Origin of the sequence: Cellulomonas pasadenensis (assembly GCF_047229365.1) — a bacterium.
Classification (GTDB): domain Bacteria; phylum Actinomycetota; class Actinomycetes; order Actinomycetales; family Cellulomonadaceae; genus Cellulomonas.
This window is the reverse complement of sequence record NZ_JBFTEP010000051.1, coordinates 1-25,004: the sequence shown is the minus strand read 5'-3', so window position 1 is coordinate 25,004 and position 25,004 is coordinate 1. Positions and strand designations below refer to the sequence as shown.

Here is a 25,004-nt window from a genome sequence, read left to right as displayed (position 1 = left end):
GCCCGAGCGGCGGCCCACCGCGCGACGGCACGACGGGCGACGGCACGACGGGCGCGCCGGACCCCCGCTCGTCCGCGTGGACCGGCCGCCGCCGCTGGTGGACCGTCGCCGCCGGCGTCACCCTCGTCGCGGTGGCGGTGGGCGCCCAGACGGCCGTCGACGCCCGCGAGCGCGCCGAGGACGCCCGCCTCGCCTCGGTCCCGGGCGTGATCGCGCCGGTCCCGCCCGAGATCGAGGTGCTGTGGTCGGCCACCGGCGACGAGCTGCCGTACGCGGTGACGTGGCCGTGGTCGGACGCCGTCGTGGGCCTGCGCACCGCGGCGACGCAGGGCCGGGACGTGGTCGCGCTCGACCCGGCCACGGGCGCCACGCGGTGGCGGGTCCCGCTCGTCGACCCGCCGGACGAGGACGCCGCCGACGTGCGCGCCGTGGGGTCGCTGTGCGTGGCCGCCGACGACCCGCCGGCGCCGGCGTCGGGCCTGCCGGCGCGCATCGCGTGCCTCGCGTCCGACGTGTGGCAGGTGCGCCGCGCCGACGACTGGGTGCGCAGCACGCCCACGACGTCGCGCGTCGTCGTGCTCGCGACCGCGGACGGCGAGGTGGTCGCGGACGTGCCGACGGACACGGTGGCGGGCACGTTCGCCGACGCCGTCGGCGTGCTCGACGGCGTGGCGGTGGTGGCGGGCTCGCCGCCGGGCGGCGGCACGGAGGCGTGGGGCCTCGACCTGGCGACGGGTGCGGAGCTGTGGCGCGTGCCGGTGTCGGCGGGTGCGCGCGACCCGTACCCGTGGTGGCGCGCGCAGGTGGTGGTCGCGGACGGCGTCGCGGCGGTCGTGGGCCAGCGCGACGTCGTGCTCGTCGCGGCGGACGGGACGGTGCGGCGCACGGTGCCGCGCGCCGGCGGCGACCCGGAGGTCGGTGCGGGCTTCGACGTGCGCGGTGGCCTGCGGCTCACCGACGGGTCGTCGACGACGTTCGTCCGCCCGGACGGCGACCTCGAGCTCGACGGCGCGGCGGTGTGGACGACCGTCGACGACGGGAGCGTCCCCGGCCTGCTGCTCATGACGGACGGCGACCTGCGCGCGCACGACGCGGCGACGGGCGAGCGCCGGTGGGACGCGGCGGCGGCCGAGACGTCGACGGCGGTGGTGCTGGACGGGCGCGTGCACGCCGCGACGCGCGAGGGCCTGGTGACGCTGGACGCCGCGACCGGCGAGGTGCTGTGGCGGCGCGACGGGGAGGGGTCCGGCCGGTCGGTCGGCGCGCCGGTGACGGACGGGCGCGTGCTGCACGTGGCGCGCGAGCGCCGCGGCGGGGGGCGCGAGCTGGTGGCGCTCGACCCGGCGGACGGGCACGAGGTGGGCAGCGTGCCGCTGCCGGCGGGGGTGCGCGGCGTGCAGTCGGTCGGCGGGCTGCTGGTCGGCTGGGACGACGACCGGCTGTCGGTGCTGGGCCGGCGGGCCGGCTGACGGGACGGCGCCGGGGCCGAGGGCCGACGCCGCTCGACGACGACGGCCGCCGGCCACCCTGCGCGGGTGACCGGCGGCCGGGTCGTGCGCCGCGTGTGCGCCGCCTCAGGTGCCCGTCAGCGGCGCACCCACTTCTGGTTGGCCGTCCCGGCGCAGTCCCACAGCTGCACGCGTGCGCCGTTCGCGCCGTTCCAGTCGGCGATGTCGAGGCACCGGTTGGACTGCGGGTTCACGAGGTCCCCGGCGGCGGTGAGCACCCACTGCTGGGCGGCGTTGCCGCTGCACGTCGCGACCTGCACGGGCGACCCGTTGGCGGTGCCGCCCCACACGACGTCGAGGCACTGGTCGGTGCCGACGCGCAGCGCCGTGCCGACCTGCCGCCACTGCTGCGCGGCCGTGCCGTTGCACTCCCACATCTGCACGCGCGTGCCGGCGGTGATGGCGCCGCCGGTGACGTCGAGGCACTTGCCGTTCCAGCGGCTGACCAGCGCCTGCCCGGTGGGCGTGGGGGTCGTCGGCGTCCCGGGGTTCGTCGTGGTGCCGCCCGTGAAGGACGTCAGGTCGACGCGCGCGCTGCGCGGGTCGCCGTCGTGCACGAGGGACTCGAACGCGCCGACGTCGTCGAACGCGAACGCGTACGCGCGGCCGTCGACCATCGCGGCGTGCACGGACCGGCCGTACAGGTTGGGCGGCGTGCTGCGGTAGAACTGCGCCGCGTCGAGCACCGGCTCGGTGGTGCTGGTGCCGAGCGTGCCGCGGAACAGCGCGGCGCACAGCGTGCGGGCGATGGGCCCGACGACCTGGTCGTTCGGCGCGTGCAGCGCACCGTCGCAGCCCCACACGTCCGACGACGAGGGCCGCTGGAACGCCGCGACCTCGCGGCCGGACGTGTCGGTGAACCGCATCGTCGTGCCGGACGTGCGGCCGGTGTACCGGACCTCGGGCCGGTCGCCGAACGGCTGCACCGTGAGCGTGCGGGACGTGTAGGCGTTCCACGCCGAGGCGATGTAGCCGTCGAGGAACGTCGTGCTCATGAGGCCCGCGCTCGCCGCCTTGCCGGGCGCGAGCACGCGCAGCACGGTGCCGTCGGCGCGCGTGACGACGCTGCGCGCCCACGCGGGGTCGGCGCGCAGGGCGTCGATGATCTGCTGGCGTCCGTTCGCGACCAGGCGGCCGGTGGTCCGCGTCTGCCCGGACGCGCCGGTGACGCTGACGGAGTGCGGCACGGCGAACATGTCGACCTGCGAGCTGTTCAGCCACAGGCCGGCGTCGTTGTAGGTGAGCTCGCTCCAGTCGAACAGGATGTCGCGCGTCGGGTCGCCGCCGGCCCACGGCGCGGGCTGCACGAGCCCGTCCGGCGTGAGCGAGAACGGCAGCTTCTGCCCGAACGAGAAGTAGATGCGGCCCGAGAAGCCGCGCGGCACCTGCACGGTGACCGCGCCGCCGTTCGACGGTCCGGCGATGGCGCTGTCCGGCGCGGGCGACGGCGGGTTGGACCCGGCCGGCCACTGCCGGAACGTGCCGCCGGCGTCGACCCAGCCGAGCCGGCCCGTCGCCAGGTTGGTGCCGAGCACGTGCACGTACACCTGCTCACCGCGGCCCGAGCTGTTCGCGACCGTGATCGGCAGCCGGTCCGGCCCGACCGCGGCCGCCGGTGCGGCCGCCCCCATGACGCAGAGTGCTCCCACGACCAGCGCGGTGAGCCACGTCCGTAGCTGACGCATCGAATGTCGTCCCTTCGCCCCCCGATGGGCCCGCGCGCCTCGCTGCTCGCGGGTGCGGACGCGCGTCACGGCGCGCCCGGACGCCCGGTGCGCGACCTCTCCGCCGCACACCGCCGGGCAATTAGTAAGCGACCCTGACATATGCGACGGACGTCTCGCGTCGCCTGAAGGTGTGGTTGTTTTCGCGTTATCACACTGGAGTCATGGGACGTCTTGTGGCCCGCGGGCCAGGTGAGTCACACCCGGGTGTTCATCGTCGGTGAACGTTCATTATGGATGAACGTTCACTCGCGATGTACGGTCTGCCCATGGCCACCTCTCTGCCGGACGGCGAGCGCGAGGATGTCGACGAGCGCGTGTCGGCGATCCGGGAGGCCCTGCGTGCGCGCGGGATCGGGTTGACGCTCTCGGGTGACACTGCGGTCCTGGACATCGACGGCATGCGCGTGGAACGCCCCTGGCAGCTGACGGAGGCCCGGGAACCGCGCGGTGACCTCCTGCAGGGCGGTTGGCTCCTGCTCGCCGACCGCATGCCTCCGGCTCGTGCCGAGGCCGCCCGTGCGCGCGGTGACTGGTACGCCGACCGCAGCGGCCGGGCCTACGTGCGCGCGCCGGGCGTGCTGGTGGACATCGGCGACCAGGACGCCCGCAGGCCCCGGCGATCGAATCGCTCCGCCGCCAGCGGCCACCACGTCGTCCAGAACCCCATGAGCCCCAGCCGCGCTCAGGTCGTCTGCCTCCTGCTCGACGACCCTCGCCTCGCCTCCGCGAGCCTGCGGACGCTCGCGGAGAGATCGGGTGTCTCGGTCGGGATCGCGCAGCAGGTCATGTCGGACCTGGAGGCGCGTCGCTTCCTGCGCCACGGGCGGGAGGGGCTCAACCGCGTGGACGAGCTGCTCGACCAGTGGGCAGGCGTCTTCGGCAACGGGCTCGGCCCCAAGCTCGAGCTGGGCCGCTTCAGCGGCGACCCTCGGCTCGATGCCTGGTTGAGCCGAGGCCAGTCGGTGTACCGGTCCGGAGAGGCCGCTTCCCCCGAGCTCCATGGAGCCGACGTGACCATCTACGTCGAACGCCTCGACCTGCAAGCCGTCATGGCCTCCCGCTGGAACCCGAGCGGCGACCGCTTGAACATCGTCGTGCGTCGCAAGTTCTGGGGTGGGTCGGCACCGGTCCCCGACCTGTACGACGCGCTCCTCCCGCTGCGCCTCGCCGACCTGCTCATCACCGACGACCCGCGACACCGCCTCGCTGCGCGACCCCTACGGGAGGAGCTCCTGCGACGCCATGCTCGATGATCCGACGCTTCGCGACGGCGTGCTCCCTGTTGTGGCCGAGCTCACCGAGCACGTCCCGCAGGCTGCCGGGCGTCTCATGCTCGTCGGCGCCCTGTGCCGTGACGTGCTGCACCGGGAGTGGGGGCACTCCTTCCCCTTGCGGCGCACCGGCGATCTGGACCTGGCCCTGGCCATCGACGGATGGGAGACGTACGACGAGGTCGTCCGCGAGCTGCCCCGCGCGTCCGGACCTGCTCAGGTCCGCCACCGGATCGCCGGGACGATGGTGGATCTCGTCCCCTTCGGCGGCGTCGAGCACCCCGACGGAGCCGTGCCGCTCCGTCGGGATGCCGACCCGCTGGACGTCCTCGGCTTCCGCGACGTGTGGGCCGACGCCCGGCCGGTCGCGCTGGGTGACGACCTCGTCATCCGTCTGCCGACGGTCGCCGGCTACACCGCGCTGAAGCTCGCCTCGTGGGCCGCCCGGAGCAGGTACGGCGAGTACAAGGACGCCGGGGACCTGGCCTGCGCGTCCTACTGGTACCTGCACTCGTCGACCGTGGAGGACCGCCTCTACGGCGACGAGCACGGCCAGCGGATCCTCGCCACACGTGGGCTCAGGAGCAGTCGACCGCCCTCGTGGCTTCGACGGTCCTGCTCGCCGACGACGCTCTCGCCGTCCTGGCGCCCTCACGCCGTGCCGAGCTGCTGGAGCGGTGGAACGGCGTCGACGACAACCTGCTCGCGACGTACCTGGACAATCCTCTGCTGCCCGGGTGGCCTCCGCGGGGACATCCCGGCCTGTCGGAGCACACCCGGGTCGCTGCGCGCCGGGATGGCGCTCGGCCCGCGCGCTGGGGGCTGAAGCGCGACGATCTCGGCCAGGACGGCTCGGCGTGGCAGCTCGCTCCCCGAGCACCTCGTCCGGCGTCGCGCGCCGACGAGGAGCGCCGACGCGTGCGACAGGTCGACAGCAACAGCCCGCGGATACCTTTGCGACCGTGAGCAGTGACGGACCGAGCCCAGAAGAGTCGGCAGGAGTGGGGCAGCACGTCGCCTACGACAAGGCGAAGTGGCACTACGGCGGCGACTTCCCGCGCTGGACACCCAGGCGCCGTGCCTACGTGCACACCGGCTTCTTCCTCGTCTGGCTCGTCGAGCACGGCATGGTCAGCGACCTGGTCGCCACGGAGAGCGCTCGGCGTGTCGCGGCGATCCGCGCGCGCCGTGGGCGTCCGAGTGACCTGTACGTCGAGTGGGACGGCGTCCTCGCGTCCGAGATGCTGAACGACCTGGGGAACGCCTTCGCTCGGGACTACTACGAGCAGCGCTTCCTCGAGGACTACGCCGGCGTCTTCCCCGACGCCGGCCCGTACGGGGTCCGCGGGTCGTGGCAGGAGTACGAACGCCTCGCGCCCCTCCTGCATGAGCGCTTCGACGCGTGGCGCTCATCCACCGGGCGGCATGCGCACGAGGACGCACCGCCGCACCACTGACGCGCCATGTCCGGACGACGTGCGAGCGTCGCGCGCCTCTCGACGAAGGCGCGCCGATCGGCGGGCATCGCGGCGACCCAGGGCGCCATGTCGTCTGCCTCGGTCTCGCGCTCGAGGGCGAGCACCACGACGCTCGACGCCACGAACTCGTCCGGCTCCTCCGTGAGTGCCTCCTTCAGGGTGCCCTCAAGTCGTGGGTGACGTAGCGCCTCCTGGTAGAGCGCCCAGCGGACGTCCTCGTCGTCCCACCGCCGCGCCTCCCGGAAGCCACAGCCGTCGGCCAACCGCGCGAGCAGCGCGGAGAGCTCCGCCGGCACGTCAGGCACGCGACCGCGCGAGAGCGCCTAGCGCGGCGACCGTCGCGGCGGCGTCCGCCGCGCCCACGTCCTCGCGCCACCGCCGGTGGACGTCGTCGAACGCCCGCGCACCCACGGCGACCGCCGCGCGCCCGCGCGCGGTGACGTGCAGGTGCTTGCGGCGGGCGTCCGCGGCGTCCGGCGCGCGGTCGACGTAGCCGAGCCCCTCGAGGGTCGCGATCGTCTTCGCGGCGGCCTGCCGGGTCACGCCCAGCGCGCGCGCCAGGTCTGCGGCACTGCCCGCCCCGGCGTCGATCGCCTGCATGGCGAACTCGTTCGCGACCGTCAGCCCCGGGTGGCCGGCGCGCTCGAGCTCGGCCGCCACCTCGTCGACCATCGCCTCGAACGCGCCGAGCAGGAGCCGGGCGAGGTGCGCACCCTCCGACGTCGTCACGGCCCGACGCTACCGCGCGCACGAGTATTGACAACCGGGTTGCTCGTTCGTAGATTGACAACCTAGTTGCCTATATCGAGGAGACCCGATGCACACCCCCGTCGCGCCGGCCGGCGCCACCGTCCCCGGCGTCCGCCACCGCACCACCGACGTCAACGGCACGACGCTGCACCACGTCACCGCGGGCACGTCCGGGGACCCGGTGCTGCTCGTCCACGGCTTCCCGGAGTCGTGGTGGGTGTTCCACCGGCTCATCCCGCTCCTCGCCGAGCGGCACCGCGTCGTCGCCGTCGACCTGCGCGGGTTCGGCGACTCGGCGACCGCCGGGCCGGACTTCGGCAGTGCCGTCGCCGCCGAGGACCTCCACGCGCTCATCGGTGCGCTCGACCTCGGACCGGTCCACCTCGTCGGGCAGGACATCGCGGGCGGGACCCTCTACCGGCTGGCGGGCGACCACCCCGGCGACGTCCGGAGCCTGACCGCGATCGAGATGGGCCTCGGGGGCTTCGGTCTCGAGGGCTTCGCCGACGTGACGCACGGCGGCTCCTGGCACATCGGCGTGCTGGCGGCGCCGGGCATCGCGCGGCTCCTCCTCACCGGCCGCGAGCGCGAGCTGCTCGGCGAGTGGGCGTTCCCGTCGATGACCGTCGTCCCCGGGGCCGTCGACGACGCCGACGTGGCCGAGCTCGCCCGCACCTTCGCGCGCGACGGCGGCTGGGAGGGCGCGGCGGGGCTCTACCGGTCGATGCTCACCGAGGGCGACGAGCTCCGCGCACGGGCCCGCACACCGCTGACCGTCCCCGCCCTTGCCGTCGGCGGCTCCGGCGGGCCCTTCACCGCCGCGACGCTCGCGCACGTCGTCCAGGGGCCCGTGCGGGCCGTCGAGCTCGACGGCGTCGGCCACCACGTCGCCCTCGAGGCGCCCGAGCGCCTGGCTGCGGTGCTGCTCGACTTCCTGGCGTCGCTCTGAGCACGCAGCCCTGGGCGGACGCCCTCGTTCCCCACGACTCGGGATCGGCCCTCAAGTCCCGGCCATGGTGCGGATCTTGCGCGTCCGACCGGACGTCGACGTGCCCGCCGCCTCGCGCTGCAGCCAGTGCGTCCAGCCCTGGACGTCGACGTCCTCCCGTGGTCGGGACGCCGTACCGCGGCGAGCGTGAGCAGCTCCGCGGCGCGTCTCTCGACGAAGCTGCGCCGGTCTGCCGGCAACGCGGCGACCCATGGTCCGAGCTCGACGCGCACGCCGCGGCGATCAGCGCGACCATCAGCGCGGCACTCCCGGGGCCGGACCGCCCGGCCTGACCACGGCCGCCGGGCCCGCGGCGTGGCGGAGGCGCTCCTCGACCTGCTGCCGTCGCCCTCACGCGTCGCTCCGCCGTACGGACCACGTCGGCAGAGCGGACGCGCGGAGTCGCCTCGCGCGACGCCCGTCACCGGGCACACTGCCCTCATGTCGGACGGCGGTGACGGTACGGGCGACCAGCCCGAGGCGGCAGGCAGGTTCGCCCGCCTGTCGGGTGGTGCCGTGGCGGTCGTCTGCACCCTCGGGCTCATCCTCGTCATCACCGTCATCTGCGTGCTCCCGGGGGACGTGCGCCTCCACGACCTCGCAACCGACCTGCGGGCTCGGGGTGCGTCCGGACACGTGATCGACGCGGGGCCGGACGACCACGTCGTCTTCACCACGGCCGACGGTCGTCGCGTCGACGCGCAGATCGCGACGAGCGGGGAGCTCCCGGTGCTGGAGGCCGGTACGCCGGTGGTCTACCTGCCCTCCGACCCGACGACCGTCATGACCGCCTCCGACCTCGACTACTACCTGCACGACGCGGTGCTCGGCGGGGTGTCGACGCTGATCCTGGGGGCGACGCCGTGCCTGCTCACCGCGGGCGCGTGGGCCCTCACCAGGCGTCACCCGTGGTGGGACAACGTGGCTCGCCTCCTGCCCGATCCCCTGTGACCGCCGGTGTGGAGTCGCTCGCCCAGCGCACGTGGCGGGAGCTGCACCACGACGACTGTCCGCGACGACCGACCGCGCCGACCCATCGCGTCGGCCGGAGGCGCGTCCGCGGCCGGTCGCGGCGAACGGGTGGACCTGGTCCGAGGTCCCCCCACCCCTCCACTAGGCTCACCGCGCCCCCCACCCCCGCCTGGAGGCCGCACGCCCGTGGACCGCAACCTCGTGTACGTCTTCGACGTCGCGGGCGCCGACGCCGGGCGCCTCGACGACGAGCCGACGGTCCGCCGCTGCCTCGACGCGGTGGTCCGCCGCGCGGGCCTGACGCCGGTCGGCGCGGACGCGGCGCACCGGTTCACGCCGCAGGGGCTGAGCGTCGCGGTGATCCTCGCGGAGTCGCACGTCGCGGTGCACACGTGGCCCGAGCGCGGCACGGCGTACGTGACGCTGACGACGTGCCGGCGCCCCGACGGCGACGACTTCGCCGACGCCACGCGCGCCGAGCTGGCCGACGTCCTCGGGGCCGCCCGCGTCGACGTCCGCGCGCTGGTCTGAGGCGCGGCATGGCACGCCACCGGGCACGCATGAAGCTGGGGCACGCCCTCGTCGGGTCGCCGCCGTGGCGGTCGATGCCGCACGGCGTCGTCGTCTACGCGGAGAAGGACCGCGAGGACGGCCGGTGGTACCACTGGGAGGAGTGGGAGCTCCTCGGCTACACGAACCTCGACTACTGGGTGGAGTACGACCACGACACCCGCAAGGTCACGCTGTACTGGCCCGAGGACGTGCCGGAGCGCCTCGACCCGGACCAGCTGCGCACCGGCCAGCTGGTGACGGCGACGGTCGACGGCCGCCCGCAGCAGCTGCGCGTCGGCGAGGTCGGCGCGGGCACCATCCGCGACCTCCAGGGCTCCTTCACCTACGACCTGCAGAAGGGCCAGAAGGTCGCGTACGCCGAGCTGCACGGCGACGGCTTCGTGCTGTCCGTGGAGAAGTTCGACGAGCGCGTCCTCGACGTCTACCGGGGCCGTGAGCTCGACGCGAAGGCGCAGAAGGACCACTTCGGCAAAGTGGTCGCGCCGCGTCGGCGCGGCGCCTGGGTGGTCGGCGCCTTCGTCGCCGTGATCCTGCTCAGCAACCTCGCGGGCGCCTGCTCCCCCGACACCCGCACCGACTGCACGCCCCGCAGCCTCGCGACCGCGCCGCCCGCCGGCAGCACGGTCGTCTCCGAGGACGCGGACCAGATCTGCTACCGCCGCCCGGTCACCGGGGTCGGCGGGCTCGGCAAGTAACCCCTTCACCGGACCCGGGAGACACCCATGGCCCTCGACGAGCTGCTGTCCACGATCGTCTACTCCGTGATCGGCATCGTGCTGCTGCTGATCACCGTGGTCGTCGTCAACAAGCTGTTCCGCCTCGACCTGCACCGCGAGCTCGTCGACGAGCACAACGTCGCGTTCGGCGTCGTCATCGCCGGCCTCGCGATCGCGATCGGCGTGATCGTGGCGGGGACGATCAGCTCCTGACCGTGGACGACGGCACGACCCGGGACGGCGTCGCGACGACGGTCGCCGACGCCCCCACCGACCCACCCACCGGCGCGCCCGAGGCACCGGGACCCCGCGGCGCGCGCCGCGGCGACCGGCCGACCGTGTTCGCGGCGGCACTGCTCGTCGCGGTCGGCGGGATCGTCTACGAGCTGATCCTCGGCACGGCCGCCTCCAGTTTGTTCGGCGACTCCGTCGTCGCGTTCTCGCTGGCCACGGGCGTGACGATGTTCGGGATGGGCGTCGGCTCGCTGCTGGCGGTGCGCCTGGCGCGCTCCCCCGGGCGTGCGTTCGTGCGCAACGAGCTGCTGCTCGGCGTGCTGGGCGGCGCGTCGGTGCTGCTGCTGTTCTGGGCGTACGCCGTGACGGACCTCGCGTGGGTCGTGTTCACGCTGCTGTCGCTGCTCATCGGCGTCGGCATCGGCGTCGAGATCCCGCTGCTCGTGGCGCTGCTCAAGGAGCACGGTCGCGACGAGTCGGTGTCGCTGCTGTCGAAGGTGCTGGCGCTCGACTACCTCGGCGCCCTGGCGGCGTCGCTGCTGTTCCCGTTCCTGCTGCTGCCGACGCTCGGCCTGGTGCGCACGGCGTTCGCCGTCGCGCTGCTCAACGTGCTCGTCGCGCTGTTCATGCTGGGGCGGATGGGCTGGCCCGTGCGCCTGACGTGGCCGACGGCGGCCGTGTCGGTGCTGCTCGTGGCCGGGCTCGTCACCGCGACGGCCCTCGAGGACGCGATCAGCACGCGGCTGTACGTCGACCCGGTGCTGCACTACGAGCAGAGCGCGTACCAGAAGCTCGTCGTGACGTCGTACCAGGGCGACACCCGCCTGTACCTGAACGACCAGCTGCAGTTCTCCTCGGTCGACGAGGCGCGGTACCACGAGACGCTGGCGCACACGGCCCTGACGTCGGTCGCGGCGCCGACGTCGGTCGCGGTGCTCGGCGGCGGCGACGGCCTGCTCGCACGCGAGGTGCTGCGCTACCCGTCCGTGCGCGAGGTCGTCGTCGTCGACCTCGACCCCGCGATGACGGACCTCGGCCGGCACGACCGGCTGGTCAGCGACCTCAACGGCCACGCGTTCGACGACCCACGCGTCGAGGTGGTCAACGCCGACGCGTTCACGTGGCTGCGCGGCACGGACCGCACGTTCGACGCGGTGCTCGTCGACCTCGTCGACCCGTCGAACGAGCGCATCGCGAAGCTGTACTCCTCCCCGTTCTACGGGATGGTCGCGGCGCACCTGCGGCCGGGCGGGGTGATGAGCACGCAGGCCACGTCGACGTACTTCACGCCGGGTGCGTTCTGGCAGGTCGTGGCGACGATGCGGGACGGCGCGCCCGGTCGGACCGTGCTGCCGCTGGGGGTCAACGTCCCGTCGTTCGGCGAGTGGGGCTTCGCCCTGTCGCTGCCCGGAGACGGGTCGCAGGCGTTCGCGGCGACGCCCCTGCCGGACGGCCTGCGGTTCCACGACGCCGCGTCGCTGGCGGCGACGACGCGCCTGCCGGCGGACACGCCCGCACGCGACGTCCCGCCGTCCACCCTGCTCTCGCCGACGATCCACCGCACCTACCAGCAGGACATGGCGCGCTGGCGGTACTGACGCGTGCGGCCACCGGTCACCGCGCGGGACGCGCCGGAGCGCAATAGCGTCGGCTCGTCCGGCGTCCGCCGGCACCTGCACCAGGAGGACAGCCGATGGGTCTCTTCGGCCGGCGCACACCGCCCGCCCGGACCGGCACCGAGCTCACGCGCGTCGGACCGCGTCCCGGGGCGGAGCCGCGCCGCACGACGTCGGCCGAGGCGACGCCCGGAGAGGCGGCGCCCCGCACTCCCGGCCTGTGGTCGGACGGCTTCGGCCGCGTCGGCACGCGGTCGCTGCAGGTGCTGGCCGTCCTCGCCGTCATCGCGGTGTTCGGCTTCGTCGTGACGCGCCTGACGCTCGTCGTCATCCCCGTCCTGATCGCGCTGGTGCTCGCGGCGGCCATCTCGCCGCTCGTGTCGTTCCTGCGCCGGCGTGGCATGCCGTCGCTGCTGGCGACCTGGGTCGCGCTGCTCGCGCTCATCGCGCTGCTCTCGCTGATCCTCTGGCTCGTCGTCCGCGCGGTCGCGAACCAGTGGGGCGAGCTGCGGGACCAGGCCCTGGAGGGCTTCGACCGCCTGCAGGTCTACGTCCAGGACCTGCCGTTCGACATCAGCGACGAGCAGATCGCGTCCGTGCGGGAGTCCGCCACGAGCCTGCTGCAGTCCGACGCGGTGGGCTCCGGCGCGATCGCGGGCGTCTCGCAGACCGCGGACTTCGTCGCCGGCTTCTTCATCATGATCGTCGTGCTGTTCTTCTTCCTGAAGGACGGCCCGGCGATGTGGGAGTTCCTGCTGCGGCCCTTCGAGGGGCACCGCTACGAGCGCGGCCGCCGCGTCGGGGACGCGACGATCCGCACGCTCGGCGGCTACGTGCGCGGCACGGCGATCGTCGCGCTCGTCGACGCCGTCTTCATCGGCATCGGCCTGGCGATCGTGGGCGTGCCGCTGGTGATCCCGCTGTCGGTGCTCGTCTTCCTGCTCGCGTTCATCCCGCTGGTCGGGGCGACCCTCGCCGGCATCCTCGCCGCCCTCGTGACGCTGGTGGCGGTCGGACCGGTCGAGGCGCTGATCGTCATCGCGATCGTCGTCGTGGTGAACCAGGTCGAGGGCGACTTCCTCCAGCCGATCGTCATGGGTCGCGCGCTGCGCCTGCACCCGCTGGTCATCCTGTTCGCGCTGACGGCGGGCACCGTGCTCGTCGGCATCACGGGCGCGGTGCTGGCCGTGCCGATCGCCGCGGCGATCTGGCGCTCCGTCCAGGTGTGGGACGGGCCGGAGCTCGCCGCGAAGTTCGCGCGCAAGAAGCGGCCGGAGACGGTCTGACGCGTCGGCGCGGGCGGGGCGTCAGCGCCCCGCCCGCGCCGCCCACAGGACGAGCGGCCACTGCAGCGGCAGACGTGCGAGCGTCACGACGGCCCGGACGACGCGTGCGGGCGTGCGCCGCCGGCGCACCGCGCGGACGGCGTCGACCGCCATCTGCACGTTGGCCGGGTAGACGCCGACGAGCAGCGCCGCCGCGGCGGGACCGGCCAGGCGCCGCGTCCGCGGGTGCAGCATGCCCGCCGCGCACACGAGCTCGGCGACACCGGACCACACGACGAGCGCCCGCGGCGCCGGCAGCGCGCGCGGGATCGTCGGCTCGAACACCTCCGGCCGCACCAGGTGCACGGTGCCGGAGACGGCGAACGCGGCGACGAGCCCGCGGGCGCCGCGGCCGAGCGGGGCGGGGAGGTCAGCGGTGTTCATCGCCCGATCCTCCGCCGCGGGACGCCCCGGCGCACGGGTGCCGCGTCCGCCGCAGGGTGACGGCAGCGGCGCCGGCGTGTCGGCACGGGAGACGGGATCTTCCCCACGGCCGTACGCCCGACGTGCGCACACGGTGCGTACGGCCGCAGAAGTTGTCCCTTCCCCGCGTCGACACGCCCACGCGACACGCCGATCCCTGACCCGTCAGGACAGGGACCCGGGCGCCGCCCGTCTCAGAACGCGTACCGGACCCGGCACTCCGGCAGGCGCTGCGCGATCAGGTCGGTGAGCGCACCGACGTACCGGCCTTTGTCGCCTGTGCGGTAGCGGACGTTCCAGCCGCCGGTCTGCGAGCGCTTCGGCTGCTGCAGGTCGGGGCGCCACAGCACCTGCTCGGCCTTGGGGTGCCAGCCGAGGTTGACCTCGTGCAGCGCCTGGTTGTGGGTGAGCATGATGACCTCGCACGCCAGCTGCGCCTTCGCGCGCGGCCCGATGCCGTCCGCGACCTGGTCGAGCAGCTCTGCCCAGTCCTCGAGCCAGCCGTCGTGCACGATCACGGGCGAGAAGTTGAGGTGCACCTCGTAGCCGGCCTCGACGAAGTCGTCGATCGCGGCGATGCGGTCGACGATCCGGTCGGTACGGATGTCGACGAGCTTCGAGATCCGCTCCGGCATGAGCGAGAACCGCACCCGCGTGCGGCCCTGCGGGTCCCAGTCGAGCAGGTCGCGGTTGACGTGCTTGGTCGCGAACGACGCCTTGGCGGTGGGCAGGCCGCGGAACAGGTCGACGAGGTCGCGGACGTTGTCGCTGACCGTCGCGTCGACCGAGCAGTCGCTGTTCTCGCCGATGTCGTAGACCCACGCGTGCGGGTCGCACTGGTTCGGGTCGGTCTTCACACCCTGCTTCGCGACGTGCCGGCGGAGGTAGCCGGTGATGCGGTCGATGTTCGCGAACACCGTGATCGGGTTGCTGTAGCCCTTGCGCCGCGGCACGTAGCAGTACGCGCACGCCATGGCGCAGCCGTTCGCGGTCGACGGCGCGACGAAGTCCGACGAGCGCCCGTTCGGCCGCGCGGCCAGCGACTTCTTCACGCCGAGCACGAGCGCCTCGGTCTTGATGCGCACCCAGCGGTCGACGTTCGTCTCGTCGCCGTGCAGCTCGGGGATGTTCCAGTGCGACGCGACCTCGACGCGCTCGGCGTCGGGCCAGCGGGCCAGCACCTCCTGCCCGCGGGGCAGCGCCGCCGCCTCGGGCTCGACGTAGATGCGACGGACGTCGAGCAAGGGGCGCGAGCGCGCGGGCACGGGGGTCGACACGGTGGACGTCGAGGAGGCGGTGGGCGGGACCGACAGCGGCGTTGTCGTCACAGGCGTTGTCGTCACACCGGTAGAACGCCGGGATGAGGCGTGATCGTCCCATCTGGTCCTGAAGGGGGGTGTGACACGGGGCACCACCGGGCGACGATGGCGGGCATGACGACGAACCGACCGCCCCGCTCCCGCGTCCTGGCCGCCCTCGTCACGGGTGCGGCCACCACCGCCTACTACGCCAGCCCCGACCTCATCCGCTCCCGCACCGCGCGCGGCTGGGTCAAGGGGGCGCTGGCTGCCGCCGGCGTCGCCGCCGGCATCCCCGACATGCGCGCGATGATCGCCGCGCAGCAGGAGAAGCGCGCCGCCGGCGACGCGCCGACCGGCGCGCTGCGCCTGGACGGCACCGACCTGCCCGACGCCACGGGCCTCGACGCCACCGACGTCGTCTACCGCGCCGTCGACGAGAACCGCACGTCCGACGACGGCGCGCCGGCCCCGCGCGATCTCCGGCCTGCGCTCGTCGGCGGCCTCGTCGTCGGCTCGCTGGCGCTGTCGACCGTCGGCACCGTCGCGTTCGAGCGGTGGGTCTTCCGCCGCGGCGAGCGGCTGCTCGCCGAGGGCCGCCCGCTCGCGCACACGCGCGCCGCACTCGTCCTGGGTGCGCTGATGACGGCGCTCACGCTGATCCCGCAGGAGGACGACTGACCGCGCGCGCACGAAGGCCCTCGGGACCGGGGTGACCGGTCCCGAGGGCCTTCGCCGCTCAGCCGTGGTGCGTCAGGCGTGGTCGCTCACCGTGCGGTGGCGCGGCCGGGTCAGCGGTAGGTCTCGACCTCGGCGATGCGCGGCGTGCCCGACGCGCCCGTGATCTCGATGTTGACCTTCTTCAGCGAGACCGCCGGGAAGGTCACGGTGCCGCCGTTGCCGCCGGTGCCGAGCACGGCGCCCGTGTCGTTGTTGACGACGCGGAAGCTCGTGATGCTGCCGCCGCCGGAGGCGGTGCGGACCACGACGGACGAGATCGTCGTCGCGGAGCCCCACTTCACGGACACGCGGCCCGTCGAGCCGCTGGGCGACCAGTACGTCGACAGGTTGCCGTCGACGACGTTGCCGTAGCTCGTGCCGCCGCCCTTGCCGGAGCCGTCGGCGCCTGCGCCGAGGCTGAGGTTCGTCCCGCCCGGCTGGGGCGCCGGCGTGGTCGGGTTCGGGCCGGGCGTCGTCGGGTTCGGCGCCGGGGTGGTGGGGTTCGGCGCCGGGGTGGTCGGGTTCGGGGCCGGCGTCTGCGGGGAGCAGGAGCCGTCCGAGACGCGCAGGCCGGTGTTCGCGCCGGCCGTGGCCCGGACGAGGGCGGGCACGCAGCTCGCGCCGTCGAGGCGGTAGGAGTAGGGCACGCTCACGGTCGTCGTCGACGCCATGCTCGGGCCGGCCGGGCGGGTGTCGCCGCCGGGGCTCGACCACGTGACGTTGTCGAGGATGTTGCCGGCCGTCTGCCACTCGCCGCGCTCCGACGTGTAGAAGGTGCCGAGCACGTCCTTCGAGTCCTCGAAGTAGTTGTTCTCGACCTTCGCCCGCGCACCGGCGCGCGAGTTGATGCCCGACTCGTTCAGGTTGACGTAGTAGTTGTTGTAGATGTGCGCGAGGCCGCCGCGCAGCAGCGGGGTGCGCGAGTCGATGTTCGAGTACAGGTTGTGGTGGAACGTGATCTTGTCGTTCCCCGTGTCGCTCTCGCTGGAGCCGATGAGCCCGCCGCGGCCGGAGTTCCGCAGGATCGAGTAGGACAGCGTCACGTTCTCGACGTCGTTCTTCATGTCGAAGAGGCCGTCGTAGCCCTCCGACTCGCCGCCCGACGCCTCGAGCGTCACGTGGTCGACCCAGACATTGCGGACCGTGCTCTCCATGCCGATCGCGTCGCCGCCGTTGGAGGTCGGGGAGCCCGACTTCTTCACGTTCTTGACGGTGACGTTCTGGATGATGATGTTGCTCGAGTCGCGGATGTGGATGCCGATCTGGTCGAACGTCGCACCCGAGCCGACGCCCTCGATCGTCACGTTGCTGATGCCCTTGAGCTCGATCACGCCGGCGGCCGTGCTGCAGCCGCTGCCCGACACCTTCGCGGTGTTGCCGACCGTGATGGTGCCCGACACCTGGATGGTGATCGGCGTGCTCGTGCTGGGCCGGGAGCACAGCGCCTCGTGGATCGCGGTGCCCGTGGACGCCCGCACGGTCTGCCCGCCGGCGCCGCCGGTCGTGCCGCCGTTCTGCGCGGCGAAGCCGGTCGCGCTGCCGGTGACGGCGTGCGCCGCGGGGGCGGCGAGCGCGGTCACGCCGGCCGCCGCCACGAGCGCCAGCGAGGCCCCCGCCGCGAGCGACCTCAGGGCTGTGGGTCGAGTCATCGTCGTCGTCTCACCTTCGTCGTTGAAGTGGGGACTGCACCGGTCGGCGTCGCGACGGGCGCTCGGTAACCGGTTTCTCGACCGTAGGAGACCGCTTTCCCGATCCGCAAGGCCCACTTCGGGCGGTGAAACGCTTCGGACGTCGGCTCGCGCGACGCCTGCACACAGGGGACGCGTCACCACGGCCGCTCCGGCGTGGACAACGCTCCCGGTGGTCGGTCGACCACGGCACAGCCTCACGAGGGCTACGCAGGGAGCGCTCGGCCGCTGCCCCATGCGCATATTCCTTGCAGTCAGACGCCACTATTAGCTGCAGTCGATCAACGCCACGAAGCAACCGAGGACGCGGCGCTCGCTGCATCGGACTCGCCGGAGACGCACCCGCCGCCAGGCCGGCAGCCGCCGCGAGTGCGCCGGACCCTCTCGTCCCGCAACGCTCGGTCACCGCCGTCACCTGCGAGACGTGTCGCCGCCTCGAACCCCGTCGACGGGCCGACTCGCACGTCCGGCCGCGACGACGATCACGGCGCGGCGATCACCGATGAGGACCATGAGGACCGATCCAGGGTGTGTCGGCGCGCAGGGGGCGGTGTCGGCGCACCGGGGTGCCATGACCAGCGCGGTAAGCACGAGAGCCGGTGACCCCACGGTCACCGGCTCTCGATCTGTGTGCGCGAGGCGGGATTTGAACCCGCACGCCCTTTCGGACACTGGCACCTGAAGCCAGCGCGTCTGCCGTTCCGCCACTCGCGCGCGGTTCGGAACACTAGCACGGTACGGTCCGGGTACCGAACACGCCGGTCAGGGCCTCGTCCCTGGTGGGTGCCGCGTCGGGTCGGTGCCCGGCTGCGGCCGCGGCACCGCCGGTCCGGGACGGGGTGTCGGTCGCTCGCGGGGCACGGGCGGAGCAGTGCACGGCTAGCATCGGGACGGACCGTCGTGGCACCTCGCCCGGCGATCCACGAGCACGCTGGCGGGCCACCCGGTCCGGACGACGGGCCCGGACGACCGGCGGGAGGAGGTGGGCGTGGGGTTCCTCGACAAGTTCGAGAACGGCGTGGAGCGCGTCGTCAACAACGCGTTCGCGCGCGCCTTCCGCAGCGAGGTGAAGCCGATCGAGCTGGCGGACGCGCTGCGTCGCGAGCTCGACGACCGCGCCGCCGTGGTGGGCCGCGACCGCACGGTGGTGCCGAACGAGTTCACCATCGAGCTGTCCACGGCCGACTACGACCAGGTGGAGCAGTGGGGCGCGGAGGCGCTGGCGGAGGAGCTCGCGGCGAACGTCACGGACCATGCGGCGAGCCAGCACTACGCGTTCGTGGGCCCCGTGACCGTGTCGTTCAGCGAGAACACGGAGCAGGACGCCGGCCGGTTCGCGGTGCACAGCGCGACGGTGCGCGGTGCGGTGGCCCCGGCGACGACGGCGGCACCCAGCCCGCGGCACCCGCTCATCGACATCGACGGCCAGCGCTACATCCTCACCGGCCCCGTCACGGTCATCGGGCGCGGCTCCGAGGCGGACATCATCGTCGACGACCCCGGCGTCTCCCGGCGGCACCTCGAGATCCGGGTGACGCCCGACGGCGTCATCGCCAGCGACATGGGGTCGACCAACGGCCTGTACGTCGAGGGTCACCAGGTGCCGGCGGCGACGCTGCTCGACGGCAACACGCTGACCATCGGCCGCACCCGGATCCTGTTCTGGACCGGTGGCTCGGACGTGGACGAGTGATGCGGCGCGCATGAGCGAGCTGACCGTCACCCTTCTGAGGATCGGGTACCTGGCCCTGCTGTGGCTGCTGGTCCTGTCCGCCATCACGGTGCTGCGCCGCGACCTGTACGGGACGCGCATCATCGACCGCCGCAAGGCCCCGGCACCGCGCCCCGCGGCGACGCCAGGCGAGGCCCCCGCACCCGCCGCCGAGCCCGCGCCCCGCACCCCCCGTCGCACGCGCGGCGGCGGGCCGAGCCGGCTCGTCGTCACCGAGGGACCCCTGCGCGGCACCACCGTGCCGCTCGGGTCGTCCGCGGTGCTCATCGGCCGCGCCCCCAGCTGCACGCTCGTCCTCGACGACGACTACTCGTCGTCCCGCCACGCGCGCCTGTTCCCGCAGGACGACCAGTGGTTCGTCGAGGACCTCGGCTCCACGAACGGCACGTTCGTCGGCGACCACCGCGTCGAGCAGGCCACGCCCGTCCCCACCGGCACGCCGGTGCGGGTCGGCCAGAGCGTCCTCGAGCTGCAGAGGTAGCCCGTGACGGTCGCCCTCCGCTACGCCGCGCGCTCCGACGTGGGGCTCGTGCGCTCCGACAACCAGGACTCCGCGTACGCCGGACCCCACCTCCTGGTCGTCGCGGACGGCATGGGCGGCCACGCCGGCGGCGACGTGGCCTCGTCGGTCGCGGTGGCGGCCCTCGCCCCGCTGGACGGCGAGTCGCACGGCCCCGACGACGCGCTGGACGAGCTCGAGGTGGCGCTGGACGACGCGCGCGCCGAGATCATCGCGCGCAGCACCGCCGAGCCGGACCTCGCGGGCATGGGCACGACCGTCACGGCGATCCTGCGCGCGGGCAACAAGCTCGCGATGGTGCACCTCGGCGACAGCCGCGGGTACCTGTTCCGCGACGGCGTCCTCACGCAGGTCACCACGGACCACACGTTCGTGCAGCACCTCGTCGACACCGGCCGCATCACCGCCGAGGAGGCGGAGCACCACCCGCAGCGCTCGGTGGTCATGCGCGTGCTGGGCGACTTCGACGCCGACGTCACCGCCGACCTGTCCGTCCGCGAGGCGCGCGTCGGCGACCGGTGGCTGCTCTGCTCCGACGGCCTGTCGGGCTTCGTCTCGGCCGAGACGATCGAGGAGACGCTCGCGACGATCCCCGACGTCGACGCGTGCGCCGACCGGCTCGTGCAGCTCGCGCTGCGCGCGGGCGGCGGCGACAACGTGACGGTCGTCCTCGCGGACGTCGTCGAGCTCGACGAGCTGCCCGACGGCGCGATGCCCGGCACCAACGCGAGCGTCGTCGGTGCGGCCGCGCTGTCCCGCAAGCGGCGGTCCGCGGCGGCCGAGAGCCCCGCCGCCCGCGCGGCGTGGCTGTCCAGCCGCGCACGTCGCGGCGAGGGCGCGGCCACCGAGGCGTCCGACGACGCCGACCCGGAGACGCCGCCCGGCGGCACCGGCGCGGTCGCCGCCGGCACGGACGCCGACGGGCCGGACCGCGACGGCGACGAGGACGAGCCGCTGGCGCCCGAGCCGCGCCGCCGCGGCCTCGTCGTCACGTGGGTGGTCGTGGGCGTCGCGCTCGTCGCCGCCGTCGTGCTCGGCTACCTGTGGACGCAGCAGCAGTACTACGTCGGCCACGAGGACGGCCGCGTGACGGTGTACCGGGGCATCCCGCAGACGCTCGGGCCGCTCGAGCTCGCGTCCGTGGTCGAGACGACCGACGTCGAGGTCGCCGACCTGCCCGCCTACCTGCGCGAACGCGTCGAGCAGACCATCTCCGCAGGCTCCCTCGCGCAGGCGCGCGACCTCGTCGACATGCTCGCCGACGGCGTCGAGGAGGAGGAGCCGGCCACGCCCGCCCCGACGCCCACGCCCACGACGCCCACCGCCCCGCAGCAGCCGGCGCCCGACCAGCCCGCCGACGGCCAGCCGGCGGACGGCCAGCCCGCGACCGACCTGCCGGGAGCCGGCGTCCCGTGATGGCCTCCATCCAGCCCCACCGGGTCCGTCCCGGGCGCGGGACCGAGCTGCTGCTGCTCGTGCCCGCCCTCGGCATCGGCATCGCCGGGTACGTCCTCGCCGGCCTCGGCGTCACCGACCAGGTGCCGCCGCACGCGGTGGCGTACGCCGTCGGCACCACCGTGCTCGCGCTCGTCGTGCACGTCGTGCTGCGCCTGCGCGCGCCCTACGCGGACCCGGTGATCCTGCCGGTGGTCGTGGCGCTCAACGGCCTCGGGCTGGGGATGATCTCGCGCATCTCCCTCGCGTACGCCGAGCGCGGCCGCGCGGACTCGGGGTTCGCGGACCGCCAGCTCGCGTGGACCGCCATCTCGGTGGCCCTCGCGGTGGGCGTGCTCCTGCTGCTGCGCGACCACCGCACGCTGCGCCGGTACACGTACACGGCGATGGTCGCGGCGCTCGCGCTCATCGTGCTGCCGCTGCTGCCGGTCGTCGGCCAGACCGTCAACGGCGCCCGGATCTGGGTGCGCGTCGGCCCGGTCGGCATGCAGCCCGCGGAGTTCGCCAAGATCGCGCTCGCCGTGTTCTTCGCCGGTTACCTCGTCACGCACCGCGACACGCTGGCCCTGGCCGGCAAGAAGGTGCTGGGCCTGCAGCTGCCGCGCGCCCGCGACCTCGGCCCGATCCTGCTCGTGTGGGGCGTGTCGCTCCTCGTCCTCGTGGGTCAGCGCGACCTCGGCACCTCGCTGCTGTTCTTCGGCCTGTTCGTCGCGATGCTCTACCTCGCCACCGAGCGCACCAGCTGGGTCGTCATCGGCCTCCTGCTCTTCGTCGGCGGCGCGGTCGCGGCCGCGACGACGTTCAGCCACGTGGGCGCGCGCTTCGACGTGTGGCTGCGGGCCCTCGACCAGGACGTCTACGGGCGTGAGGTCGGCGGGTCGTACCAGGTGGTGCAGGGCCTGTTCGGGATGGCCAACGGCGGGCTGTTCGGCACCGGCTGGGGCCAGGGCCGGCCCGACCTCGTGCCGTACGCCGAGTCGGACTTCATCATCGCGTCCATCGGCGAGGAGCTCGGCCTGACGGGCCTGCTCGCCGTGCTGCTGCTCTACACCGTCCTCGCCGAGCGGGGCATGCGGACCGCCATCGGCGTCCGCGACGGGTTCGGCAAGCTGCTCGCGGGCGGCCTGTCGTTCGTCGTGGCCTTCCAGCTGTTCGTCGTCGTCGGCGGCGTCACGCGGATCATCCCGCTGACCGGCCTGACGACGCCGTTCCTCGCGTACGGCGGCTCGTCGCTCGTCGCCAACTGGATCATCGCGGCGCTGCTGCTGCGGATCTCCGACGAGGCGCGCCGGCCCGTGCCGGTGGTCCGGGCGGTGCCGACGCCGGACATCGGGGTGCCCGTGGCCGTCGCCGGCCGCGCCGAGGGCGCCGACGGGCCCGTCCGGTCGTCGGCGCGCACCGCCCCCGACGACCCAGGACCTCGACCCGACGACCGACCGACCGAGCACATCGGGGGTGACGACCGGTGAACACGCCGCTGCGCCGCCTCGCCACGCTCGTCCTCGTCATGTTCGTCGCCCTCATGGGCAGCGCGTCGTGGGTGCAGTTCGGGCAGGCGGGGGACCTCAACACCGACCCGCGCAACGCCCGCACGCTGTACCGCGAGCACGGCAACGCGCGCGGGCCCATCGTCGCCGGCGGCGAGGCCATCGCCGCGTCCGTGCCCGTCGACGACCCCTTCGGGTACCAGCGCACGTACGCGAACGGCGAGCTGTACAGCGCCGTGACCGGCTTCTACTCGATCGCGAACGGCCGCAGCCAGCTCGAGCGCGCCGCGAACGACCAGCTCACGGGCCGCGGCGACCAGCTGTTCTTCTCCCGCATCCGCGACCTGCTCACCGGCCGCCGGCCCGAGGGCGCGGCCGTCGAGACGACGATCCTGCCCGCCGCGCAGCAGGCGGCCCGGACCGCGCTCGGCGACCAGCAGGGGGCCGTCGCCGCCATCGAGCCGTCCACGGGGCGCATCCTCGCGCTGGTCTCCACGCCCGGGTTCGACCCGAACGTCCTCGCGGTGCACAGCACGAGCGAGGCGTCCGCCCGCTACGCCGAGCTCGACGCCACCGAGGGCAACCCGCTGCGCAGCAACGCCACGCAGGAGCGGTACGCGCCCGGCTCGACGTTCAAGCTGGTCACGGCGGCGGCCGCGCTCGAGAGCGGCGCGTACACGGCCGAGACGGGCGTCCCGTCGCCGGTCCAGCTGACGCTGCCCCAGACCAGCGCCACGATCGGCAACTTCGGCGGCAGCAGCTGCGGCGGCGACGAGGTGAGCCTCGCCGACGCGCTGCGCGTCTCGTGCAACACCGCGTTCGCGAACCTCGGGCTCACCCTCGGCGAGGACGCGCTGCGCGAGCAGGCCGAGCGCTTCGGCTTCGACGGCGGCGAGCTGACGATCCCCACGCAGGTCGTGGAGAGCGTCTTCCCCACCGACCTCGACCCGCCGTCGCTCGCGCAGACCGCGATCGGCCAGCGCGACGTCGTCGCGACGCCGCTGCAGGTCGCGATGATCAGCGCGGCGATCGCCAACGGCGGGCAGCTCATGCGGCCCTACCTCGTCGAGACGGTGCGCGCCGCCGACCTCACGGTCGTCTCGCAGACGGACCCGGAGACGCTGTCGACGGCCGTCTCCCCCGAGACGGCGAGCGCGCTGACGCAGATGATGGTGGGCGTCGTCGAGTCCGGGACGGGCCGCTCCGCGCGCCTGCCGGGCGTGCAGGTGGCGGGCAAGACGGGCACGGCGGAGACGGTGCCGGGCGAGCCGCCGCACGCGTGGTTCACGGCGTTCGCGCCGGCCGAGGCGCCGCGGGTGGCCGTCGCGGTCATCGTCGAGAACGGCGGGAACCTCGGCAACGAGGCCACGGGTGGACAGGTCGCGGCGCCGGTCGCGCGGGCCGTGATCGAGGCGGTGCTGGGATCGTGAGGACGGGTCCGGGCGTCGCGCTCGGCGGGGGGCGCTACCGGCTGCTGCGGCGGATCGCCGTCGGCGGCATGGGCGAGGTGTGGGAGGCGAACGACGACGCGCTGCAGCGTCCCGTCGCCGTCAAGGTGCTGCGCGCCGAGTTCGCGGGCGACGGCGGCTTCCTCGAGCGGTTCCGCACCGAGGCGCGCAACTCCGCGGCCCTCTCGCACCCGAACATCGCCGCGCTGTTCGACTACGGCGAGCAGGACGGGTCGGCGTACCTCGTCATGGAGCTCGTGGTCGGCGAGCCGCTGAGCGACCTGCTCGAGCGCGAGCCCGTGCTGGACCCGCGACGGCTGCTGCCGGTGCTCGCGCAGACGGCCCGCGGCCTGCACGCCGCGCACCTCGCCGGCGTCGTGCACCGCGACGTCAAGCCGGGCAACATCCTGCTCGCGCGCTCGGGCAAGGTGAAGATCACCGACTTCGGCGTCTCGCTCGCCGCCGACCAGAAGACGATGACCGCCACCGGCATGGTCATGGGCACGGCGCAGTACCTCTCCCCCGAGCAGGCCGTCGGCCGCCCGGCCACGCCGCTGTCCGACCTGTACTCCCTCGGCGTCGTGGCGTACGAGGCCCTCGCGGGCAAGCGCCCGTTCACGGGGCCGACGGCGGTTGACATCGCCGTCGCGCACGTCAACGACCCCGTGCCGCCGCTGCCGACGACCGTCGAGCGGCGCCTCGCCGCGCTCGTGCTGCGCCTGCTGTCGAAGGAGCCCTCCGAGCGGCCTGCGTCGGGCGAGGAGCTGGCCGGCATGTTCGACCGGCTCGTGCCGCAGACCCCGCCGTCGGGCGTCCCGGTGCTGGTCACGCGGCCGCAGCGGCCCAGGGACGAGTTCGCGCGCCCCCGCCGGGACGAGCAGGCGCCCGCCGCCCCGGCCGCGACCCCGCCGTCGTACCCGCCCTCGCGTCGCGGGCGCGGCACCGCCCGGCCCGAGCCCGCACCCGGCACCCGCCGCGCGGCCGCCCGCGCCGCCGAGGGGGGTGGGGGTGGGCCGGGCGGCCGGAACCGGGGCGGGGGGGTGCCGGCGGCACGACGTCTCACGCCGGGACGCGG

The 25,004-nt window shown here is 74.1% G+C and carries 23 protein-coding genes and 1 tRNA gene; 18 read left to right on the top strand and 6 right to left on the bottom strand.

Annotated features, from left to right (window positions below; all coding sequences use genetic code 11):
- A partial coding sequence (locus AB6N23_RS09355; protein ID WP_412865811.1) for an outer membrane protein assembly factor BamB family protein occupies window positions 1–1,469 on the top strand: 1,469 nt, incomplete at its 5' end.
- A gap of 116 nt (window positions 1,470–1,585) precedes the next feature.
- Here the strand turns inward: AB6N23_RS09355 and AB6N23_RS09350 are convergent.
- Window positions 1,586–3,193, bottom strand: a complete 1,608-nt coding sequence (locus tag AB6N23_RS09350; RefSeq protein WP_412865810.1) for a glycoside hydrolase family 64 protein — start codon at window positions 3,191–3,193, stop codon at window positions 1,586–1,588.
- Between the two features lie 308 nt (window positions 3,194–3,501).
- Here AB6N23_RS09350 and AB6N23_RS09345 point away from each other — a divergent pair, with 308 nt between their 5' ends.
- From AB6N23_RS09345 to AB6N23_RS09335, 3 genes are all read left to right on the top strand, one after another.
- The gene (locus AB6N23_RS09345; protein ID WP_412865809.1) at window positions 3,502–4,488 is read left to right on the top strand and encodes a type IV toxin-antitoxin system AbiEi family antitoxin; all 987 of its coding nucleotides are present in this window, start codon (window positions 3,502–3,504) and stop codon (window positions 4,486–4,488) included.
- Window positions 4,478–5,332 (top strand): hypothetical protein, encoded by an 855-nt coding sequence (locus AB6N23_RS09340; RefSeq protein WP_412865808.1) that lies wholly within the window; start codon window positions 4,478–4,480, stop codon window positions 5,330–5,332. Before AB6N23_RS09345 ends, AB6N23_RS09340 begins: the two co-directional genes overlap by 11 nt.
- Window positions 5,333–5,468: 136 nt before the next feature.
- Window positions 5,469–5,963 (top strand): DUF7832 domain-containing protein, encoded by a 495-nt coding sequence (locus AB6N23_RS09335; protein ID WP_412865807.1) that lies wholly within the window; start codon window positions 5,469–5,471, stop codon window positions 5,961–5,963.
- A 318-nt stretch (window positions 5,964–6,281) separates the two neighbouring features.
- Here AB6N23_RS09335 and AB6N23_RS09330 read toward each other — a convergent pair whose 3' ends face one another.
- Window positions 6,282–6,713, bottom strand: coding sequence for a MarR family winged helix-turn-helix transcriptional regulator (locus AB6N23_RS09330; protein WP_412865806.1), 432 nt, complete (start codon window positions 6,711–6,713; stop codon window positions 6,282–6,284).
- Between the two features lie 88 nt (window positions 6,714–6,801).
- On the opposite strand from AB6N23_RS09330, the gene AB6N23_RS09325 reads away from it, so the two are divergent.
- The 7 genes from AB6N23_RS09325 to AB6N23_RS09295 all read left to right on the top strand — a co-directional run bounded on the left by AB6N23_RS09325 (window position 6,802) and on the right by AB6N23_RS09295 (window position 13,119).
- Entirely contained in the window at window positions 6,802–7,683 is an 882-nt protein-coding gene (locus tag AB6N23_RS09325; RefSeq protein ID WP_412865805.1) for an alpha/beta fold hydrolase, read from the top strand.
- 480 nt (window positions 7,684–8,163) lie between these two features.
- A complete protein-coding gene (locus AB6N23_RS09320) occupies window positions 8,164–8,673 on the top strand; it encodes a hypothetical protein (protein ID WP_412865804.1) in 510 nt (169 codons plus the stop codon).
- Window positions 8,674–8,880: 207 nt separating this feature from the next.
- A complete protein-coding gene (locus AB6N23_RS09315; RefSeq protein ID WP_378200882.1) occupies window positions 8,881–9,225 on the top strand; it encodes an S-adenosylmethionine decarboxylase family protein in 345 nt (114 codons plus the stop codon).
- A gap of 29 nt (window positions 9,226–9,254) precedes the next feature.
- The gene (locus tag AB6N23_RS09310) at window positions 9,255–9,962 is read left to right on the top strand and encodes a hypothetical protein (protein ID WP_412865803.1); all 708 of its coding nucleotides are present in this window, start codon (window positions 9,255–9,257) and stop codon (window positions 9,960–9,962) included.
- A gap of 27 nt (window positions 9,963–9,989) precedes the next feature.
- On the top strand, window positions 9,990–10,196 hold the full coding sequence (locus AB6N23_RS09305) for a DUF350 domain-containing protein (protein ID WP_412865802.1): 207 nt from the start codon (window positions 9,990–9,992) through the stop codon (window positions 10,194–10,196).
- Between the two features lie 2 nt (window positions 10,197–10,198).
- On the top strand, window positions 10,199–11,815 hold the full coding sequence (locus AB6N23_RS09300; RefSeq protein ID WP_412865801.1) for a polyamine aminopropyltransferase: 1,617 nt from the start codon (window positions 10,199–10,201) through the stop codon (window positions 11,813–11,815).
- A 95-nt stretch (window positions 11,816–11,910) separates the two neighbouring features.
- A complete protein-coding gene (locus AB6N23_RS09295; protein WP_412865800.1) occupies window positions 11,911–13,119 on the top strand; it encodes an AI-2E family transporter in 1,209 nt (402 codons plus the stop codon).
- Window positions 13,120–13,140: 21 nt separating this feature from the next.
- Here the strand turns inward: AB6N23_RS09295 and AB6N23_RS09290 are convergent, their stop codons facing one another.
- Complete coding sequence (locus AB6N23_RS09290; protein WP_412865799.1) at window positions 13,141–13,542, bottom strand: DoxX family protein; 402 nt, start codon at window positions 13,540–13,542, stop codon at window positions 13,141–13,143.
- A gap of 233 nt (window positions 13,543–13,775) precedes the next feature.
- On the bottom strand, window positions 13,776–14,846 hold the full coding sequence (locus AB6N23_RS09285; protein WP_412865798.1) for a spore photoproduct lyase family protein: 1,071 nt from the start codon (window positions 14,844–14,846) through the stop codon (window positions 13,776–13,778).
- Between the two features lie 168 nt (window positions 14,847–15,014).
- Between AB6N23_RS09285 and AB6N23_RS09280 the strand changes: the two genes are divergently transcribed.
- Window positions 15,015–15,560, top strand: a complete 546-nt coding sequence (locus AB6N23_RS09280) for a hypothetical protein (RefSeq protein ID WP_412865797.1) — start codon at window positions 15,015–15,017, stop codon at window positions 15,558–15,560.
- 110 nt (window positions 15,561–15,670) lie between these two features.
- On the opposite strand, the gene AB6N23_RS09275 is transcribed toward AB6N23_RS09280, so the two are convergent.
- Both AB6N23_RS09275 and AB6N23_RS09270 read right to left on the bottom strand, forming a co-directional pair.
- Window positions 15,671–17,248: a pectate lyase family protein gene (locus AB6N23_RS09275; RefSeq protein WP_412865796.1), complete on the bottom strand. Its 1,578-nt coding sequence runs from the start codon at window positions 17,246–17,248 to the stop codon at window positions 15,671–15,673.
- 670 nt (window positions 17,249–17,918) lie between these two features.
- Window positions 17,919–18,001: transfer RNA gene (locus tag AB6N23_RS09270), tRNA-Leu, on the bottom strand.
- Between the two features lie 274 nt (window positions 18,002–18,275).
- Between AB6N23_RS09270 and AB6N23_RS09265 the strand changes: the two genes are divergently transcribed.
- The 6 genes from AB6N23_RS09265 to AB6N23_RS09240 form a co-directional block, all read left to right on the top strand.
- A complete protein-coding gene (locus AB6N23_RS09265) occupies window positions 18,276–18,980 on the top strand; it encodes an FHA domain-containing protein (RefSeq protein WP_378200956.1) in 705 nt (234 codons plus the stop codon).
- A gap of 10 nt (window positions 18,981–18,990) precedes the next feature.
- On the top strand, window positions 18,991–19,500 hold the full coding sequence (locus tag AB6N23_RS09260; protein WP_412865795.1) for an FHA domain-containing protein FhaB/FipA: 510 nt from the start codon (window positions 18,991–18,993) through the stop codon (window positions 19,498–19,500).
- Window positions 19,501–19,503: 3 nt separating this feature from the next.
- Window positions 19,504–20,955, top strand: a complete 1,452-nt coding sequence (locus AB6N23_RS09255) for a PP2C family protein-serine/threonine phosphatase (RefSeq protein WP_412865794.1) — start codon at window positions 19,504–19,506, stop codon at window positions 20,953–20,955.
- Window positions 20,955–22,463 carry an FtsW/RodA/SpoVE family cell cycle protein gene (locus tag AB6N23_RS09250; protein WP_412865793.1) on the top strand — a complete coding sequence of 503 codons (1,509 nt, stop codon included), beginning with the start codon at window positions 20,955–20,957 and terminating at the stop codon, window positions 22,461–22,463. The genes AB6N23_RS09255 and AB6N23_RS09250 overlap by 1 nt, the downstream gene beginning before the upstream one ends.
- Window positions 22,460–23,911, top strand: a complete 1,452-nt coding sequence (locus AB6N23_RS09245; protein ID WP_412865792.1) for a peptidoglycan D,D-transpeptidase FtsI family protein — start codon at window positions 22,460–22,462, stop codon at window positions 23,909–23,911. The genes AB6N23_RS09250 and AB6N23_RS09245 overlap by 4 nt, the downstream gene beginning before the upstream one ends.
- Window positions 23,908–25,004: serine/threonine-protein kinase (locus tag AB6N23_RS09240; RefSeq protein WP_412865791.1), on the top strand; the 1,097-nt coding region annotated here is incomplete at its 3' end. The genes AB6N23_RS09245 and AB6N23_RS09240, both read left to right, overlap by 4 nt.

Excerpts from the sequence above, each read along its gene's own strand:
- AB6N23_RS09325 (WP_412865805.1), top strand. The coding sequence starts at position 6,802 with ATGCACACCCCCGTCGCGCCGGCCGGCGCCACCGTCCCCGGCGTCCGC.
- AB6N23_RS09295 (WP_412865800.1), top strand. The coding sequence starts at position 11,911 with ATGGGTCTCTTCGGCCGGCGCACACCGCCCGCCCGGACCGGCACCGAG.
- AB6N23_RS09305 (WP_412865802.1), top strand. The coding sequence starts at position 9,990 with ATGGCCCTCGACGAGCTGCTGTCCACGATCGTCTACTCCGTGATCGGC.
- AB6N23_RS09320 (WP_412865804.1), top strand. The coding sequence starts at position 8,164 with ATGTCGGACGGCGGTGACGGTACGGGCGACCAGCCCGAGGCGGCAGGC.
- AB6N23_RS09340 (WP_412865808.1), top strand. The coding sequence starts at position 4,478 with ATGCTCGATGATCCGACGCTTCGCGACGGCGTGCTCCCTGTTGTGGCC.
- AB6N23_RS09250 (WP_412865793.1), top strand. The coding sequence starts at position 20,955 with ATGGCCTCCATCCAGCCCCACCGGGTCCGTCCCGGGCGCGGGACCGAG.
- AB6N23_RS09345 (WP_412865809.1), top strand. The coding sequence starts at position 3,502 with ATGGCCACCTCTCTGCCGGACGGCGAGCGCGAGGATGTCGACGAGCGC.
- AB6N23_RS09310 (WP_412865803.1), top strand. The coding sequence starts at position 9,255 with ATGAAGCTGGGGCACGCCCTCGTCGGGTCGCCGCCGTGGCGGTCGATG.
- AB6N23_RS09280 (WP_412865797.1), top strand. The coding sequence starts at position 15,015 with ATGACGACGAACCGACCGCCCCGCTCCCGCGTCCTGGCCGCCCTCGTC.
- AB6N23_RS09290 (WP_412865799.1), bottom strand. The coding sequence starts at position 13,542 with ATGAACACCGCTGACCTCCCCGCCCCGCTCGGCCGCGGCGCCCGCGGG.
- AB6N23_RS09350 (WP_412865810.1), bottom strand. The coding sequence starts at position 3,193 with ATGCGTCAGCTACGGACGTGGCTCACCGCGCTGGTCGTGGGAGCACTC.
- AB6N23_RS09260 (WP_412865795.1), top strand. The coding sequence starts at position 18,991 with ATGAGCGAGCTGACCGTCACCCTTCTGAGGATCGGGTACCTGGCCCTG.
- AB6N23_RS09275 (WP_412865796.1), bottom strand. The coding sequence starts at position 17,248 with ATGACTCGACCCACAGCCCTGAGGTCGCTCGCGGCGGGGGCCTCGCTG.